We start from the raw sequence: 16,084 nt of genomic DNA on the forward strand, positions 1-16,084 counted from the left end.
CTGCCAGCTTTTGAAGGATAGAGCGCCGCAGCTGTTCCCAAGGGGACGAGTCGCGGCGCTCTTGTCTTAAAGCGTCGACCTGAACGCGCCCCCGTCCAAGAGCAGATTCTGGCCAGTGATAAAGCCACTTTGGGAAGAGCAAATGAATGCACACGCCGCACCAAACTCCGCCAGTGTGCCAAAGCGACCCGCAGGGTTGAGCGACATCATACGCTCACGGATTACGTCGGCACCAACGCCTTCGGCTTTGGCGGTACCTTCGATCATCTGAGCTATCCGATCCGTATCGAATGGCCCTGGCAGCAGGTTGTTGATCGTCACATTGTGCACAACCGTGGTGCGTGCCAGACCAGCCACAAAGCCGGTCAAACCGGCTCTTGCTCCGTTGGAAAGACCAAGAACGTCGATCGGAGCTTTGACAGCCGCTGAGGTAATATTGACGATACGGCCAAAACCCCGCTTGATCATGCCATCTACAGTCGCCTTGATCAGGTCAATCGGGGTCAGCATGTTGGCATTGAGTGCCTGAACCCAATTATCGCGCCCCCAATCGCGGAAATCTCCGGGAGGAGGACCACCTGCGTTGGTGACCAGAATGTCGGGGTCAGGCGTTGCCGAGAGAATTCGCTGTCGACCTTCAGCCGTCGTGATGTCACAGGCAATCGCCGACACCTTGACGTTGCAAGCAGCACGAATTTCTCGAGCGGTCGCGTCCAGAGCATCCGGAGATCGAGCGCAAATGGTTACGTCAACGCCCTCATGAGCAAGCTGAACAGCGCAGGCCTTGCCAAGTTCCTTTGAAGCCGCGCAGATGATAGCGCTCTTCCCATTCAATCCAAGATCCATGTCAATTCATCCATGTAAGCATGATCACGACAGCAGTTCGGCCGGCAGGTTCTGATAGGAAACCGGTCTCAGGAACCTGCGGATGGAGAGGGTTCCGACGGATGTTGCGCCGAAGTTGGTCGAGGCCGGATAGGGGCCTCCATGGACCATCGCATCGCAGACTTCCACACCGGTCGGAAAGCCATTTGCCAAAACACGACCGGCCTTGCGTTCAAGCACAGGCAATAGCCCTTTGGCATGATCAAGGTCGCCCGGCCCCATATGAAGGGTCGCCGTCAATTGCCCCTTCAACTTTGTTGCAACCTCGTGCATCTCCTCAAAGGAGGACAGCCTGACGACGATCCCAAGAGGTCCGAAGACCTCTTCTGAAAGCGCTTCGTTTTCGAGCCAATTGGCCCCACTCGTCTCGAACAGAGCCGGCAATGCAGTTCTGGCAACGCTGCCTGACGCATTGAGCATTCTGACACCCTCAGCGCCCCTCAGTTCAGCTATTCCTTGCACATAGGCGTCGCTGATACCCATGGTCAGCATATGCTGCTGCGGAGCCATCGACAGCTCTGCAGATAAGCTCGCAATCAGTTCGTCGGCCCCCAAGCCGTCAATGAGAAAACCAACTCCGGGCTTGGTGCAGAATTGGCCCGCCCCCATTGTCAGCGAGGCAGCCCAGCCCTTGGCAATAGCCTCGCCCCGGCTTGCCAGTGCCGACGGCAAGATAAACATCGGATTGACCGACCCAAGTTCACCGTAAAACGGGATTGGATTTTCGCGGCTCGCACATAGATCAAACAGGGCCCGGCCGCCGGCAAGAGAACCTGTAAAACCAACGGCATTGATCAACGGATGCTGGACCAGGGCGCTGCCAACGTCACGCCGGCCGCCTTGGATGAGCGAGAAGACCCCATCCGGCAACCCGCAGGCCTTGATCGCAGCTTCCACCGCCTGCGCCACCAGCTCACCCGTCCCCGGGTGCGCACTATGGCCTTTGACCACGACGGGACACCCTGCGGCCAAGGCCGCTGCTGTATCACCACCGGCAACGGAAAAAGCTAAGGGGAAGTTGGAGGCTCCGAACACCGCAACAGGCCCAATCGGGCGTTGCTTCAACGCGATCTCCGGGCGTGGCTGTGGCTTACGATCAGGAAGCGCCGGATCATGGCGTTTATCCAGGTGGCTCCCGCCTTCGATATGATCCGCGAAAAGCCGCAGCTGCATGACCGTGCGCCCACGCTCCCCGATCAGTCGCGCCTCTGGCAGGCCCGTTTCACTGGACCCAATGGCGGTTATGGCATCGCCCCGCGCGTCGATTTCAGCTGCGATCTGGCGCAAGAATGCAGCACGGCTTTTTCCGGAGGTTTGACCATAAGATAGAAACGCATTTTCAGCTGCGTCAGCCGCACTATCGACGAGATCAACAGTGCCGACGCAGAACTCAAGAGGCGAGCCATGAACTGGATCAGACAGAAACTTTCCGTCCGAGCCAAGCCATTGCCCCGCGACAAAGTGCTTTCCTGTAAGCATGACGTCCTCCTCAGTAAACAGACTTCAGCAACGCAAGAAAATCGTCCGCCGTGCAGGGTCTCGGGTTTGTCGGCGTCGAGTGATCGAGGACCGCAGCTTCAGCAATAGTGAGGAGATCCCCTTCCCGCAGTCCGACTTCTTTCAGGGTTGCCGGAAGCCCAAGTCGGGCATTCAAATCTGCGAAGAACCTCGAAAGCGATTGATCCGGCGAAAGCCCCAGACGCTTTTTGATACGAGCATATTTCTCCACGCAGACCGGCTCGTTGAAGTCCAAGACAGGCGGCAGCAAAATGGCGTTGATGGTGCCGTGATGAAGGTTCACATACTTCAACGCGCCCAACGGATGCGACAGAGAATGGATTGCGCCGAGGCCTTTCTGAAAGGTCAAACCGCCCTGAAGAGACGCCATCATCAATTCCCAGCGGGCCGATTTGTCTGCTCCGTTCAAAACAGCGATCTCAATTGCGCCAACAGCACGTTCCAGACCATCAAGAGCGATTGCCTCGGCAACCGGGTTCACACGCGGGCTCAGATAAGTCTCGATACAGTGTGAGATGGCGTCAAGGCCTGTCGCTGCCGTTAGGCCTGATGGCAGTCCCATCGTCAGGTCGGGATCACATAGTGCGACTTTCGGAATGAGGTGCGGAGAGATCAATCCGAGTTTTCGGCCATCCTGCAACGTAATCAGCGTTGCCCGACCGACTTCGCTACCCGTGCCGGATGTCGTCGGCACTGCAACCATGGGCGCAACTGGGCCGATTTTCGCAACGCCGCCTTCAATCGCAGCATATTGCGCCAATGGTGCTTCGTGAGTGGCAAGCAGAGCGATTGCCTTCGCCAGATCGATCGAAGACCCGCCACCGACGGCAAGGACCCCATCGCACTCACTTGAGCGGTACAGCTGTAGGGCCTTCAGCACCGCCGTTTCGGTCGGGTTGGAAGGCGTTCCATCGAAAACCGGAACATTGTCTGACGCTGTGAGCTCCGCCATAACCCGGTCAACGATGCCCGTTGCGACCAAGCCCTTATCAGTCACAAGGAGTGGCTTCTTGATGCATTGAGCAAGCAGCAGCCCTGAAAGCTCGGAGAGTACGCCTGCCCCAAATTCAATCTGGGTGAGATAGGAAATAGCGACCATTTTGATTCCCATTTTCGTTGAGAGATTCAACAAAATACAGTCGCTTAAGCGTTGGCGGGATTGAAAGAAGGCGCTAGATATATAACGTTTTGGAATACCGAGAGAGCTATGCAACCGACGTTAGATGCCATCATATCCAGATTGCGCATGAAGCATTTCCGCCTTCTCGTTGCCATCGATGAGGAAAAATCCCTCCTCAAAGCCGCTGATGCAATATCCATCACGCAGCCAGGTGCGTCCAAGCTTCTTCGAGATATCGAGACCGCATTCGGGGAAATTCTTTTCGATCGATCCCCCCATGGCCTCATCGCAAACGAAAGCGGACTTTGCGCAATCAGATATGCTCAGCTTATCCTGAACGACCTCACGCACCTGCGTGATGAGTTGGTCAACATCAAGAATGATTATAAGGGTTTTTTGTCAGTCGGCATGACAATGGGCGCGACGCCTCTCATGTGCGACGGCCTCCTGCAACTGTTGGAAAGTCAGCCAGGCAGCAAGTTCCAGATCCTGGAAGGGACAAGCTTTCAACTGTTGAAGTGGCTGGAAGAAGGACGGATCGAACTTGCCATCTGTCGAACAAATGTCAGCCCGCGACCCGAAACTTATGCGACTTCGCCGCTCGGACAAGAAGAGATCATCGTGATCTCGAATACCGGCCACAAGTTGGCCAGCAAAACGGCAATCCCGCTGTCCGATCTCATCCCGGATCGCTGGATCGTCTTTGCGCCAGGGACGCCCATGCGCTCATTTCTTGAGAGGGTTTTTCGCGCGACTGGAGAAGGTCTGCCTGACCATATCATCGAAACCACATCACTGCTCGTGATAACGCAATTTCTCAGCAGTGATCCCCGCTGCTGTGCCATCATTCCGAAGTCCGTCGCCCGTACGGTTTTGAATGACACGAACATCTGCGAGCTGGACGTCGCTATGGAACGCCTCGATCTTCCAAATCTCGTGGTACAATTGGCAGGTCGGCAATTATCGAAATCTGCGCAAGCGCTTAAGCAATACCTGATCAAGAATAGCTAACAGTCATTTCCGGTTCGCCCCCTGCGGGATTGCCATCGACACCCCCCGAAGGGGTTTATCACAGCTATGACCATTCCCTCTTCTTCGAAAGCCTCAAGTCCAGCGCCGCTCAACGCATGCAATCCCAGCAGTCTGGCCGCACTGCCAAGTAATGATTTGCTGGGTTTTAGAACGCCATAAAGCCCGCCGGATTTCTCCAGGCGGGCTTTTGAATGACGCCAAGACGTTAAACTGACGCGTTGCCGCAGCAATCAAACTGGCGCCATTCGTCATTCAAATTCCTCACCCGGAAGCCATTTATTTTTGGAACAAGTCAGGCGCCATCACCAGGTGGCGATCGATATAGTTTTCCATATGGACCACCGTCGCCTTCTCATCACTGAGAACAACAGCGAGCTGACCCGGCCCTTCGCGGCGCGGCACGACTTCGGTTCCATGAGTGGGTGTCGGTTTCCCGAGCCGGGGCTCGATGTTGTAGTGACCTCCGGCGATTGTACAGAAGGGAACACCCATCATGCTTCCTGAAACGCTCATGTGGACATGGCCACCAATGACATGACGCAGAGAACCGCAAGAGCGGGCAATTTCGGCAAACGCTTCGCCGTTTTCCAGGATGATGCTGTCTGTCGGCACCCCAAATGGTGTGAGGTTGTGGTGCATAATGATGATGACGGGCCGACCTTCTGCTGCCTCCAGTGACTGCTTCAGCCACTGCAGCTGAGCCTCTTGGAGCCGGCCTCCGGGTTGGCCAGGCACCGAGGTATCCAGCACGATGACCCTGTGACCGTTCGTGTCTATGACGCTATCGATCTTGCCGGTCTGCTGGTTGACCCGTTCGGCCCCAAACTGCGCGACGAAGCGATCTGAATTGTCATGGTTGCCGAGGGTCAGCACTGGTGACACAAGGAATCGGCTAATTGTTTCCTGAAGCCGCAAGTAGGCGGCAGTCTCACCATGGTCGGCAAGGTCTCCGGCGAGCACGATCAGGTCCGCATCGGCATGGCGGCTGTTGACGAAGTCGATGCCAGTTTCAAGCCTCTCGGTGGTGTCGAGGCCATGAGACAAGGCTCCAGCAGGCACAATGTGCAGGTCGGAAAGCACAACTATCTTGATCATTCAGGTCTAGCTTCTTTTGTCTGAGATGGAAGATTTAGGGCAGGCGCCGACCTACCCCTTCACACCGGTCATCGTGATGCTGCGGATGAAGAGACGGCGGGCGAAAAGAAAGATGATGACCATCGGCAGCGTCACGACCGTTGCCGACGCAAAAGTGCGGCCGTAGTCGTTGTCGAAGTCCGATTGGTACTGCAGCATCGAAAGGGCTGCGGTCATCTTGTTCTGGCTCTGCACAACGATGAGCGGCCAATAGAGGTCATTCCAGTGCGCCACCACGGAGAACACCGAGAAGGCGGCAAGCGCCGGAACCGCAGCAGGCAAGATCAGGCGCAGGATGATCTCGATTTCACTAAATCCATCAACACGCGCCGCATCGATGATGCTGTCCGGATAGTCCCTGAAAAACTGCCTGAACAGGAAGATCGCAAAAACCGACACGAAAAACGGAAACATCAGGGAGAAGTAGGTATCGAGCAGGCCGAATTCGACAAGGCCAAGATAGATCGGAATTGACGTCACATTGATCGGGATCGTGAGTGACGCAACGACAAACCCGAACAGGATCGATTTGCCCTTGAACTTCAACTTGGCCAAGGCATAGGCGACCGGAACGGCCGTGATCAGCTGCACGATCAGAATGCCGATACACACGATGAAGCTGTTGGCCAAAAAGGTCAGATACGGCTGTTCGAACAGGACACCGTAATAGTTGACGCCGCCCATGAACGTCTCGGGCCAAAAGCTGAACTCTGAATCATAGACTTCGTTCGCCGGTTTGAGGCTGGCCGACAGCATCCAGACAAAGGGGAACAGGACCAGCCATGCCCCCAGAAACAGAAGGCAGGTCCCGATTGCATCAGCAAGAGATCTAGGTTTCAGAGAGACGAGAAAGCCCAGGAAACCGGGCTGCGGCTGGGACAGGGCAATGTCGCTCATGCGTGTGTTCTCCGACGATCGCCAAGGCGTGTTTGCAGCCAGGCAACGAGAAACAGGACGGTCAGGAAGACAAGAGACAGGGCACACGCATAAGCCATGTTGAAGTTCTCGAAGCCTTCCAGATAGGCAAGGTAGAGATACACTTCACTCGCCCTGTCCGGCCCCCCGCGCGTCAAGACGGCAACCGTGTCGAACAACTTGAACGCTGTGACCAGCGTGTTTACGGAAACGAAAAGAGCCGTCGGTGCGAGCAGCGGCCACGTCACCTGGAAAAACCGGTCGAGCGGGTGGTCAGCCCCATCAATACTGGCCGCTTCATAGAGGTTTTTGGGAATGGCCGTCAGGCCTGCCAGAAACAGGACCATGTTGAACCCGATAACTCCCCAGACGGACACCATGGCTATCGAGATGAGAACCACATCCCCATCACCAAGCCAGTTGACCTTTCCGAACCCCAAGCCGACCAGCAGGTTGTTGATCGCCCCCTGATTGCTGTCCAGCAACGCACGCCAGACCAGGGTCATGGCCGTAAGGGTCGACGTTACCGGCATGAAATAGAGAACCTCGAGGATGGATCGAAAACGTCTGCGGCGCTGAATGGCGATCGCAAGAACAAGCGGCAGCACAAACGCGCCCGGGATGAAGATTGCCGCATAGATCAGAGTGTTCTGCAGGGCGGTCAGGAAATGCCTGTCGGTGAACATCTGTTTGTAGTTGTCGAGGCCGACAAAGGAAAACCCGTCATAAACCAGCGAGTAGTCCGTGAAGCTGATCATAAACACCGCCAGGATCGGCAGAACGTAGATGAGCAGGATCAGAAAACTTGCCGGGGCAGAGAGAAAATATGCAAGACGCACTCGTGACCATTCGGGCCTGACAAGGGAGTCGCCGTTCATTGCGCCGCCTCCCGCATGGCCATCGAGAAGCGGGCGTCGCGCAACCGTTCCCCTTGCGCATCGAAATACAAGAGATCGCTGCAGTCGAAACCGACAAAAAGCTCCTCTTGCGTATCGAGCACGGCACGTTGGCCAATGGCCTGTGACACCCGCAAACGGAACGGGGTATCCTGTACGCCGGCCAGGGTTCCGTGCAGAAGCACCTCGTGCCCCAGGTCCTCACTCAGATGGCGATTGTAGGCCAGCTTGAAATCGGTCGAGACGTCCTGAGACCCGACCAAACGGGCCGCTTCGGGGCGCAGGCCGATCTGCACACAGGACGATAGGTTAAAGGCAAGACCTGGGTGCACCACCGTGCCGACCCGCAGGTCTTCAGCCCCAACGCTCACCGGCAGAATGTTGATTTCCGGCGAACCAATGAACCTGGCGACCGAAACCGAGTTTGGATCTGCATAAAGCGTGCTGGGGGTCGCCAGCTGCAGAAGTTCGCCTTTCTGCAGCAGCGCCACGCGATGCGACATGGTCATGGCTTCCGTCTGATCATGTGTCACATAGACGAAGGTGTAGCCGGTGCTCTGGTGAAGCTCGGTGATTTCCTTACGCACCTCGACACGCAACTTGGCATCCAGATTGGAGAGGGGCTCGTCCATCAGGAACAGTTTCGGATGGCGCACAAGTGCGCGGCCAAGCGCAACACGCTGGCGCTGACCGCCAGACAGCTCTGCCGGGCGCCGGTTCAGCAGATGTTCAATCCGCAGCTGCCGGGCCACGGCCTCCACCTCGCTGGCGATGACCGGCTTGATGGAACGGGCTCGAGGGCTGACCAGGTTGACCAAAGGCAAGCGCGCATGGAGCGGCAGTCGTGCCATGATCAGTGGCATTGCGATATTCTGCGCGACGCTCATGTGCGGATAGAGTGCGTAGTCCTGAAAGACCATGGAGATGTTGCGGTCTTTTGGCGATGCGGTGTTCACCACCTCACCAGCGATCAAGACCTCACCGCTGTCAGGGGCCTCAAGACCTGAGATGATCCGCAGCAATGTGGATTTTCCGCAACCGGATTCACCCACCAGCGACAGAAATTCGCCATCTGCGATCTCGAGGGAGAGTCCCTTCAGGACGTCGGTACTTCCGAATGACTTTCGGATGTTTCGGAGTTCAAGACCGGCCACACTATGCCTCATGAGCTGGAACAAGAAGGAAGCAGGCGGAAGACATCCCGCCTGCCCGTCTTTTGAAGGAAGTGGTTATCGCTTGGAGAGTTTCTCGGCGATCTGCTTGAGTTGAGCAGCGCCATCGTCCGGCGAGGTCTCGCCTTCCATCACAGACTTGATTACAGAGCGCTGTTCGCTCCAGATCTTCTGGTTCTGCGTTCCCGGGTAGCCGTACCAGGGACCGGCGCGGTCGTACTGCTTGATCGGGGTCGCGTAGTACGGGTTCTCGGCGTAGAACTTGCCGAGATACTCGTCATCCAGCGTCCGTCGGTTGGTCGGCAGATATCCTGTGATCCGGGCTGCAACCTCCTGACCGCGCGGACCGGTCACGAACTTGATGTATTCCCACGCAGCTGCGACTTTCTCTTCATCCTGGGTGGTGATGATCGCGGCGTTGCCACCGGTCGGCAGGGTGCCATCTGCATCATTCCAGACCGTGAAGGTCGTCGAACGCAGATCGAAGGCGTTGCCGACGCGTTCCTGCATGTCACGAGCGCCAGCCGGGGAAAGACCCCAGATACCCATCTTGCCTTCGGTAAAAGACGTGAACTGGGTGCTGCTGTCCTGGTCGGTCAGTGCGCCACCTTCGGTGACGAGACGACGTGCCAGTTCCATGGCTTTCAGGGAGTGTCCGTTCTCATCGAAGACGACCTTGGAGCCATCTTCGGACACCATCGCCCCGCCCTGCATTTCGATCAGGGTCTGGAATCCCCAGTCGTCGCCATTGATCATCCACATGAACATTGGTGTGATGTCGTCACCAAGAGCGGCGATCTTTTTCGTTGCATCGAAAAGACCATCCCAATCCTGGGGGAAAGCGTCCGGGTTCAGGCCAGCCTGACGGAACAGGTCGGCGTTGTAATACCACTGGATGACAGAGGCGTTGAACGGCATGCCGTACTGAACACCATCGACACGACCCAGATTGATCATGCCAGGGGTGTAGTTCAGCTCTTTCCAGCCTTCGCCCTCAGCTTCGATCAACGACTTGAGATCGACGATCTGACCGCGCTTGGCCATCGCACGCGCAAGGGCAGGAAGCTGATTGTAAGCCTCGAATGCGCAATCCGGCAGGGTGTCGGTGGCAGACGCACGCATCATTTTCAGGTGCGTATCTGCGTAGTCCTTGGAGGGAGCTGCATATTTGACTTCGATCTCGTCCTGCATCTCGTTGAACTCTTTCATCAGCGGCTCATGCTGACGGGTCAGGTGACCAGAGTTTGTAAGGCAGGTGATCACGGTCTTCGCTTCAGCAGCAACAACGCTGACGCTAACCATAAGCATGGCAAGGGAGAGTTTCTTAAGCATGTCTTAAAACCTCGTTTCGACACTCGATTGACAACGCGATGGTGGGGACGCGCGCTTTGTCATCATCAGAGGCGCCGCGTTGCCGCGAGCACAAAGAGGCAAAAATCAAGCTTGAGTGACACACCGGTGACAGCCCTGCTCAAGGACCCGAAGTTTCATCAAACCTTTGCACCAAGTAGGGGATTTGGTGAATTTAGATATCCAGTCTGATCCGATCGCCCCGGACAACTGCTTCCGTAACCTCGAGTGGGTTCTGATCAACATCCACGTTGAGGCCTAGCAGGACGAACAGTGGTTGCTGGCGCGGAATGTCGAGGAGGTCGGTTTCCCGTTCGCTTGGCATCCGGACACGAACCATCGTCTTCATGCGAAAATAGTCGTCAATTCCGATCGCTGCATAGGCATCGGCTATCTCACCTGTCTCCTGGACGCGCTGTAAGATATCGACCGTGACCGTGGGGTGGATAAAATGGTGACCCAAAGCGATGGGCTCCCCGTCGGCGGTCAACAGAAACTCAATGAAATGCACTTTCTCGCGGAAGGACACGCCCAGGAGATTGGCGACATCAACAGGAGGCTGTCGCTTTGCCAATGTCTTGAGAACGGAGATCTTCATATCCGCTCCCGACTCCTGAAGGCTTTTATGGATACGCGTGCGGTTGGTGATGGCGTAAGGCCACTCTCGCCCCCGGACGAAAGCTCCGCTTCCCTGCCAACACGTGATGAACTTCCGTTCTTCCAGTATTTCCAGTGATTTACGCACCACGTGACGCGAAACACCATATTCCTTCATCAAGGCTGCCTGAGACGGAAGCCTTGCACCAGCTCGCAGTCCATCTCTTTCTATCACCTCCGCCAACAGCCGCGCCAAATGCCTTGCATCCATTGGGGTGCCCACTTATTTCCTACCCAGACAGTTGTCCCCAAAAGCCATCGCTCGGCGCTCCTTGATCCGCCCGAGACGCCTCGTCAGCTGGTGTGAGGGCGAGCGCGCGGGCATGCGTTTCAGGCTTAACTCAAACCGGCGACACTGCCCCGCGTCAGCCAGCGAAGCAGCGAGATCAACGCCAACGGGATGAGCGTCGTGATCAGCACCGCACAAAAGGCCATGGCCATGCCCAGCCCCGCCGAGCCCTGGTCGAACTGCTGCCAGATATAGACCGCGATGGTCTGGAACCCGACTGGGGCGACCAGAAGCGATGCGACCAGCTCCCGCGAGGCAACCGCAAACACCAGGATCATCGCCGTCACCATGCTCGGCAGGATCAGCGGAAAGACAATGCGAGTGAAGGCCCTCAGCGGCCCAGCTCCGCTGACACGCGCAGCAGACTCCAGATTGTCACCCAATTGGTGCAGCGATGCGGTGGCATAGCGCACCGGCTGTGGCAACAGAATGCAGACATAGGCCAGCAGCAGAATGAAGGGTGTATTGTAGGGCGTGATCGGCAGCCAGGGCTGGTTCCACGCGAGAATGATACCCACTCCGACAACAACGCCAGGCAGCGAATTCGGCGTGATCGACAAGGCATCCAGCACGATGCGGAAGCGGCCACGCCCCTTCACCACCGAGTAAGCGGTGATCGCACCGAGAAGTCCGGCCAACAGCGCTGTTGTGGTGCCCAGCATCAGTGAATTGCCAAGTGCGATCAAACCGTCACTGCCGGCACCCAGCAGTTCACGAAAATTGTCGAGCCCCATGTTTGATGGCTTCAGACCGCCAGAAATCGTACGCGACAACGCGGTGGCAAGAATGGCCAGAATAGGCAGGCCTGTGGCCAACAACGCCACAAAGGCGAAAAGCAGCGTTGCGGGCACAGCCCAGACACCGAGGCTCCGCTTGTCGGATGCCTGCGGCTTCCCGCCCACAATACGGTAATCCCGCCGGTTCAGCAGCCAGCGCTGTACCATGAAGGCAACCAGCGCCATGCCGACAAGAACAAGCGACAACGTCGCCGAGCCGGGAAGATCGATCGGCCACTCGGAAATCCGGTTTTCAATCCCGGTGACCAGTACCTCAAACCCGATGCGGCGGCCAAGGGCTGCGGGCGTGCCATATTCCTCGATCGACATGGCGAAGACCAAAAGAAGGCTCGCCGCGAGACCAGGCATGGCGAGCGGAAACGTGATGCGCCAGAAAGACCGCCACTGTCCTGCACCGAACACCCGGCCAACATCAGAATAGCGCGCACCAATGGTCTCAAAAGTGCGTGAGAGGACAAAATACACGACGGAAAATGTATTGAGCCCCATGATGAGCATAATTCCGGACACCGAAAACAGCAGGGAGGCCATGTTGAAACCGGTCACCTGCTCCAGATATCCGCGCGGTTGCAGCGTCATGATCCAGCCGAGCGCCGCAATATACGGCGGAATCATGAAGGGTATCAGAAGCAAGCCGTCCCAGATCAATGCGCCGGGCACCCGATACAATGCCCGCAGTGCAGCCAGAGGCACTGCAAAGACGGCTGCACAGATTACAGTCCCAACCCCGAGGAGCAAGGTGTTGCCTGCCATGCCGAAAAGCGCCGGGTCTGACAGCGTCTTGAAAAACAGAGAAAAGGGAGCGGCAAAAGAGCCACTCCCGAACTCAGGAAAGATCGCCTGAACAACAATGAACAGACAGGGGATCGCAACGACAATCAGCAGTCCGAGGGTGGCAATCCATTTGAGAAGGACGCTTCCCTCAGCGCCTGTGGTCACCGATCCCCCAGCCATTAATTGAAGATCTTCTTGAAGTCGGCCAGCACGTCATCGCGAGCCGGTGCGCCCTCATTCGACAGCAGCTTCAGATCACCGATCAACGGGCGGTCGACCTTGATGTCCGTACGCGAGGGCATCAGGTTGACTTTGGCCACGGCCTTCTGGCCTTCCTCGGACAGAACGTAATCGACGAATTGCTTCGCGTCGTCCTGGTTCTGGGAAGACTTGAGGATCATGATCGGGCGGGGAGCCACGACAGTCCCACTGGTCGGGAAGATCGCTTCGACGGTCTCGCCCTTGGCCGCTGCACTCATGGTGATGTAGTCAACGCCAGCAAAAACAGCCGCTTTTGCGCCCTGCAGAACCGGGTTCAACGCAGCCTTATTGGCACCGGCAACAATTGCGCCGTTGTCCTTGAGACCCTGCAAAACGTCGCTCATGTCGTTGGCAAGGAATGCTTCAACCAGCGTATATGTGCCACCGGACGCGGCAGGATCTGGCAGAGTGACCAGGTCCTTGTATTCAGGCTTGGCAAGATCGGACCAATCGGCCGGCTTGGGCGTGCCGGATTGCGTGTTCCAGGCGATGATGAGACCGGCTACGCCCTGAGCAACCGCGCCTTCCATTTTCAGAAAGTCCGGAACTGTTTCAGCGTTCGGGCTCTCGTAGGGCAGCAAAAGACCCTTGGCAGAAAAATCGGTAGCCGTGCCCCAGGATGCGGACACGACAACATCGGCAACAGGATTGGACGATTCAGCTTCCAGACGGGCCATAACCTTGCCGGTCGTTGCCTGGAAGACATTTGCCTTGATGCCGGTCTTCTCAGTGAAGCCTGCTGCCAGGTTTTTGATCAGAGCGCCAGGGCCAGCTGAGTAAACAGTCACGTCCGCCTGTGCGGCGGTCGAAGCCAGAAGGCCCATGACGAGGGCAAGAGATAAGCGTTTCATGACAGTCTCCATCAATGATGTGGGTCTGCAACCGGAAACCAGCGCAGGTCTTCAGGGGAAAAAGAGAGCTCAAGCACATCGCCTGCCCGCACAGGCGCTGGCGTCAGATGCCGGATGACATGATTGGTGCCGACCACGCGCAGGGTCAGCGCCTGCCCGGTGCTGCGCACTTGAGCGCGCAGCACCTCGGTTTTCAGTTTGTTCGGACCGTTCGCGTCCAGTCTCAAGGCTTTTTCAGGCAGGAGAACCTGGGCCTCCGCGCCGCCGAACACGCCTGCGGGCAAACTCAGATCCGTGCCCTTGATCAGCCAGTTTTCCGCATCATGCAGCGCGGGCAGAAGACAGCCAAGGCGCAGGAACTCTGCAACGGCAGCGGTCTTGGGATGATCGACCAGCTCTGCTGGGGCCGCCAATTGCTCGACCCAGCCGCCGCGCATCACTGCCACATGATTGGCCAGTGTCAACGCTTCCGCATGGTCGTGCGTGACGTAGACGGCGCTGAGGTTGAGGTCGGCAACCAGATCCGCAATTTCTTCAACCATGGTTTCACGCAATTCGCGGTCAAGGTTGGAGAGTGGTTCATCGAACAAGACCAACGGCGGTTCGGCGACAATGGCCCGCGCAATGGCCACCCGTTGCTGCTGACCGCCCGAGAGATCGGAAGGACGCCGTTCGGCCATGGCCCCCAGCCCAACCCGGTCCAGTGCCCGGGTCACCCGGTCTTTGCACTCGCTTGCCCCGACACGCATCATTTCCAATGGAAAGGCGACGTTCCTGGCAACCGACATATGCGGCCAGAGCGCATAGTCCTGAAACACCATCCCAAGGCCACGTTTTTCGGGCGGCAAAGTGATCCCGGCTCGCGGAGCTGCCACCGTAGTACCCGCGATCTGGATCTGTCCCGCATCAGGAAGCAGCAGTCCGGAAATCAGCCGCAAAAGTGTCGTTTTCCCGCAACCCGAAGGCCCCAACAAGCCCAACACCTCACCTGCCGCGAGGTTCAAATCTATCTGATGCAAGACCTTTTCCGCTCCGTAACTCATGGACACGCCTTGCAACGACAGGGCGGGCGCACCGGACACGGCGGAGGACTTGCTGAACATTATTTTTGCCGAACAGGGAAAGTGTGAAGAGATAGGCGCTTCTAGAGCGCCTCCATGACACCCATGTAACTTTTACGTGTCAGTTCCATGAAGCTTGTCCGGCATCGGATTTAACGGTTACAACTGCGGAAATGTCAGCTTCATGCAGACCCGATGCCTCGACCCGTCATCGTATTTCTGCAAGGGTCGACCTTTCCTGCACCTTCCAGACAGTTTCCTTAAAATGCCGATGCGTCCTGACGAAACAGATGGTTCCAGCTCTTCCTTGAGAGAGAGAAAAAGCCGAGCCCGCCTGACACGGCCATGCCCTGCGAACGGCATCTACGCCATCGGCGACGTCCATGGCTGTCTCGATCTTCTAAAAAAGCTGGAGGAGAAGATCATTGCCGACCGGAAGGACCCGGCAGAAGACACTTTGATCCTGTATCTGGGAGATCTCGTCGACCGAGGCCCGGACAGCAAGGGCGTCATCGACCACTGCCTGTCTCCCCTGCCCCCGGGGTTCGAGCGTATGAGCCTGTGCGGCAACCACGATCAATTGTTTTATGAGTTCCTTTTGAACCCTAGCCTGGCAAGCGACTGGATCGCCTTTGGCGGCCAAGAAACCTTGATGTCCTACGGTGTGGACGTCGCTTCGCTTCTTTCCCGTTGCTCAGGCGAGGAAGGCTTCCGGTCGCTTTTAGGCGAAGCCATACCGAAGTCCCATTTTCGGTACCTGCAGGAGCTGCCTGTCGCCCTGACGACAGATCAAGCGCATTTCGTCCATGCTGGCATGCGCCCTGGCGTTTCCATGGCAGACCAGATCGATGATGACCTGATGTGGATCCGGGAAGAGTTTCTGGTAGCGCACCCCGCCTCCGACAGGCTGATCGTGCACGGACACACGCCAGCCCCGACTCCACAGCTCGGGCCGGACAGGATCGGGATCGACACCAAGGCTGTCGGCAGCGGCCCATTGACGGCGGTCCACATTTATCATGGCTCACACCGCTTTCTCTCGGTTAGTCCGTGCGAGTACGGGCCCTGACTGTCATCGAAGCGAATGTATTTGGAGCTACCTTCAGGCCATTTGTGATGCGTTCGCATACCGACCCGCAGTCGTGCCGGCTTGCCAAGGCAGAGCAGGACCATTGCCACTGGCCCTCAATTGTTCCTCTGGCATGTGCGCAGGTCAGAGGCTTGCCGACCCTCTTCCACCAGTCTTCAGAACGTCAAAAAGCCCGCAGGATTTCTCCGTGCGGGCTTTTTTGTGTTTTGTATTTGGTTGCGGGAGCAGGATTTGAACCTGCGACCTTCAGGTTATGAGCCTGACGAGCTACCGGACTGCTCC

Annotated in this window: 14 protein-coding genes; 2 read left to right on the top strand and 12 right to left on the bottom strand. The window is 57.1% G+C overall.

The genetic code is table 11. The features are described 5' to 3' along the window. Nucleotides 1-66: 66 nt before the first annotated feature. The 3 genes from J0X15_RS17615 to J0X15_RS17625 are packed head-to-tail and all read right to left on the bottom strand — an operon-like array spanning nucleotide 67 to nucleotide 3,502. Entirely contained in the window at nucleotides 67-846 is a 780-nt protein-coding gene (locus J0X15_RS17615; RefSeq protein WP_206943579.1) for an SDR family oxidoreductase, read from the bottom strand. A 24-nt stretch (nucleotides 847-870) separates the two neighbouring features. Further along, nucleotides 871-2,364 (bottom strand): aldehyde dehydrogenase (NADP(+)), encoded by a 1,494-nt coding sequence (locus tag J0X15_RS17620; protein WP_206943581.1) that lies wholly within the window; start codon nucleotides 2,362-2,364, stop codon nucleotides 871-873. Between the two features lie 10 nt (nucleotides 2,365-2,374). Further along, nucleotides 2,375-3,502 carry an iron-containing alcohol dehydrogenase gene (locus J0X15_RS17625; RefSeq protein WP_206943583.1) on the bottom strand — a complete coding sequence of 376 codons (1,128 nt, stop codon included), beginning with the start codon at nucleotides 3,500-3,502 and terminating at the stop codon, nucleotides 2,375-2,377. Between the two features lie 147 nt (nucleotides 3,503-3,649). Between J0X15_RS17625 and J0X15_RS17630 the strand changes: the two genes are divergently transcribed. After that, a complete protein-coding gene (locus J0X15_RS17630) occupies nucleotides 3,650-4,534 on the top strand; it encodes a LysR family transcriptional regulator (RefSeq protein ID WP_206943585.1) in 885 nt (294 codons plus the stop codon). Between the two features lie 297 nt (nucleotides 4,535-4,831). Here the strand turns inward: J0X15_RS17630 and J0X15_RS17635 are convergent, their stop codons facing one another. From J0X15_RS17635 to J0X15_RS17675, 9 genes are all read right to left on the bottom strand, one after another. Continuing rightward, on the bottom strand, nucleotides 4,832-5,650 hold the full coding sequence (locus J0X15_RS17635) for a metallophosphoesterase (RefSeq protein WP_206943586.1): 819 nt from the start codon (nucleotides 5,648-5,650) through the stop codon (nucleotides 4,832-4,834). A 51-nt stretch (nucleotides 5,651-5,701) separates the two neighbouring features. After that, nucleotides 5,702-6,586: a carbohydrate ABC transporter permease gene (locus tag J0X15_RS17640; RefSeq protein WP_206943588.1), complete on the bottom strand. Its 885-nt coding sequence runs from the start codon at nucleotides 6,584-6,586 to the stop codon at nucleotides 5,702-5,704. Then, nucleotides 6,583-7,482 carry a carbohydrate ABC transporter permease gene (locus J0X15_RS17645; RefSeq protein WP_206943590.1) on the bottom strand — a complete coding sequence of 300 codons (900 nt, stop codon included), beginning with the start codon at nucleotides 7,480-7,482 and terminating at the stop codon, nucleotides 6,583-6,585. Before J0X15_RS17645 ends, J0X15_RS17640 begins: the two co-directional genes overlap by 4 nt. Then, on the bottom strand, nucleotides 7,479-8,654 hold the full coding sequence (locus tag J0X15_RS17650) for an ABC transporter ATP-binding protein (RefSeq protein ID WP_206943592.1): 1,176 nt from the start codon (nucleotides 8,652-8,654) through the stop codon (nucleotides 7,479-7,481). The genes J0X15_RS17645 and J0X15_RS17650 overlap by 4 nt, the downstream gene beginning before the upstream one ends. Nucleotides 8,655-8,729: 75 nt before the next feature. Continuing rightward, nucleotides 8,730-10,004 (bottom strand): ABC transporter substrate-binding protein, encoded by a 1,275-nt coding sequence (locus tag J0X15_RS17655; protein WP_206943594.1) that lies wholly within the window; start codon nucleotides 10,002-10,004, stop codon nucleotides 8,730-8,732. 193 nt (nucleotides 10,005-10,197) lie between these two features. Beyond that, a complete protein-coding gene (locus tag J0X15_RS17660; RefSeq protein ID WP_231710486.1) occupies nucleotides 10,198-10,890 on the bottom strand; it encodes a GntR family transcriptional regulator in 693 nt (230 codons plus the stop codon). Between the two features lie 125 nt (nucleotides 10,891-11,015). After that, nucleotides 11,016-12,719: an ABC transporter permease gene (locus J0X15_RS17665; protein ID WP_206943598.1), complete on the bottom strand. Its 1,704-nt coding sequence runs from the start codon at nucleotides 12,717-12,719 to the stop codon at nucleotides 11,016-11,018. Continuing rightward, the gene (locus J0X15_RS17670) at nucleotides 12,719-13,651 is read right to left on the bottom strand and encodes an ABC transporter substrate-binding protein (protein ID WP_206943600.1); all 933 of its coding nucleotides are present in this window, start codon (nucleotides 13,649-13,651) and stop codon (nucleotides 12,719-12,721) included. The genes J0X15_RS17665 and J0X15_RS17670 overlap by 1 nt, the downstream gene beginning before the upstream one ends. 11 nt (nucleotides 13,652-13,662) lie before the next feature. After that, nucleotides 13,663-14,754: an ABC transporter ATP-binding protein gene (locus J0X15_RS17675; RefSeq protein ID WP_206943602.1), complete on the bottom strand. Its 1,092-nt coding sequence runs from the start codon at nucleotides 14,752-14,754 to the stop codon at nucleotides 13,663-13,665. Between the two features lie 223 nt (nucleotides 14,755-14,977). Here J0X15_RS17675 and J0X15_RS17680 point away from each other — a divergent pair, with 223 nt between their 5' ends. Beyond that, the gene (locus J0X15_RS17680) at nucleotides 14,978-15,781 is read left to right on the top strand and encodes a metallophosphoesterase family protein (RefSeq protein WP_206943605.1); all 804 of its coding nucleotides are present in this window, start codon (nucleotides 14,978-14,980) and stop codon (nucleotides 15,779-15,781) included. Nucleotides 15,782-16,084: the final 303 nt, after the last annotated feature.

The sequence above is a fragment of the Roseibium limicola genome (genome assembly GCF_017313085.1).
GTDB lineage: Bacteria > Pseudomonadota > Alphaproteobacteria > Rhizobiales > Stappiaceae > Roseibium > Roseibium limicola.

What these genes read in the sequence shown, in the direction of transcription:
- J0X15_RS17675 (WP_206943602.1), bottom strand. Translation starts at nt 14,754, where the DNA reads ATGTTCAGCAAGTCCTCCGCCGTGTCCGGTGCGCCCGCCCTGTCGTTG.
- J0X15_RS17645 (WP_206943590.1), bottom strand. Translation starts at nt 7,482, where the DNA reads ATGAACGGCGACTCCCTTGTCAGGCCCGAATGGTCACGAGTGCGTCTT.
- J0X15_RS17665 (WP_206943598.1), bottom strand. Translation starts at nt 12,719, where the DNA reads ATGGCTGGGGGATCGGTGACCACAGGCGCTGAGGGAAGCGTCCTTCTC.
- J0X15_RS17615 (WP_206943579.1), bottom strand. Translation starts at nt 846, where the DNA reads ATGGATCTTGGATTGAATGGGAAGAGCGCTATCATCTGCGCGGCTTCA.
- J0X15_RS17620 (WP_206943581.1), bottom strand. Translation starts at nt 2,364, where the DNA reads ATGCTTACAGGAAAGCACTTTGTCGCGGGGCAATGGCTTGGCTCGGAC.
- J0X15_RS17660 (WP_231710486.1), bottom strand. Translation starts at nt 10,890, where the DNA reads ATGGATGCAAGGCATTTGGCGCGGCTGTTGGCGGAGGTGATAGAAAGA.
- J0X15_RS17635 (WP_206943586.1), bottom strand. Translation starts at nt 5,650, where the DNA reads ATGATCAAGATAGTTGTGCTTTCCGACCTGCACATTGTGCCTGCTGGA.
- J0X15_RS17630 (WP_206943585.1), top strand. Translation starts at nt 3,650, where the DNA reads ATGAAGCATTTCCGCCTTCTCGTTGCCATCGATGAGGAAAAATCCCTC.
- J0X15_RS17680 (WP_206943605.1), top strand. Translation starts at nt 14,978, where the DNA reads ATGCCGATGCGTCCTGACGAAACAGATGGTTCCAGCTCTTCCTTGAGA.
- J0X15_RS17655 (WP_206943594.1), bottom strand. Translation starts at nt 10,004, where the DNA reads ATGCTTAAGAAACTCTCCCTTGCCATGCTTATGGTTAGCGTCAGCGTT.
- J0X15_RS17640 (WP_206943588.1), bottom strand. Translation starts at nt 6,586, where the DNA reads ATGAGCGACATTGCCCTGTCCCAGCCGCAGCCCGGTTTCCTGGGCTTT.
- J0X15_RS17670 (WP_206943600.1), bottom strand. Translation starts at nt 13,651, where the DNA reads ATGAAACGCTTATCTCTTGCCCTCGTCATGGGCCTTCTGGCTTCGACC.
- J0X15_RS17625 (WP_206943583.1), bottom strand. Translation starts at nt 3,502, where the DNA reads ATGGTCGCTATTTCCTATCTCACCCAGATTGAATTTGGGGCAGGCGTA.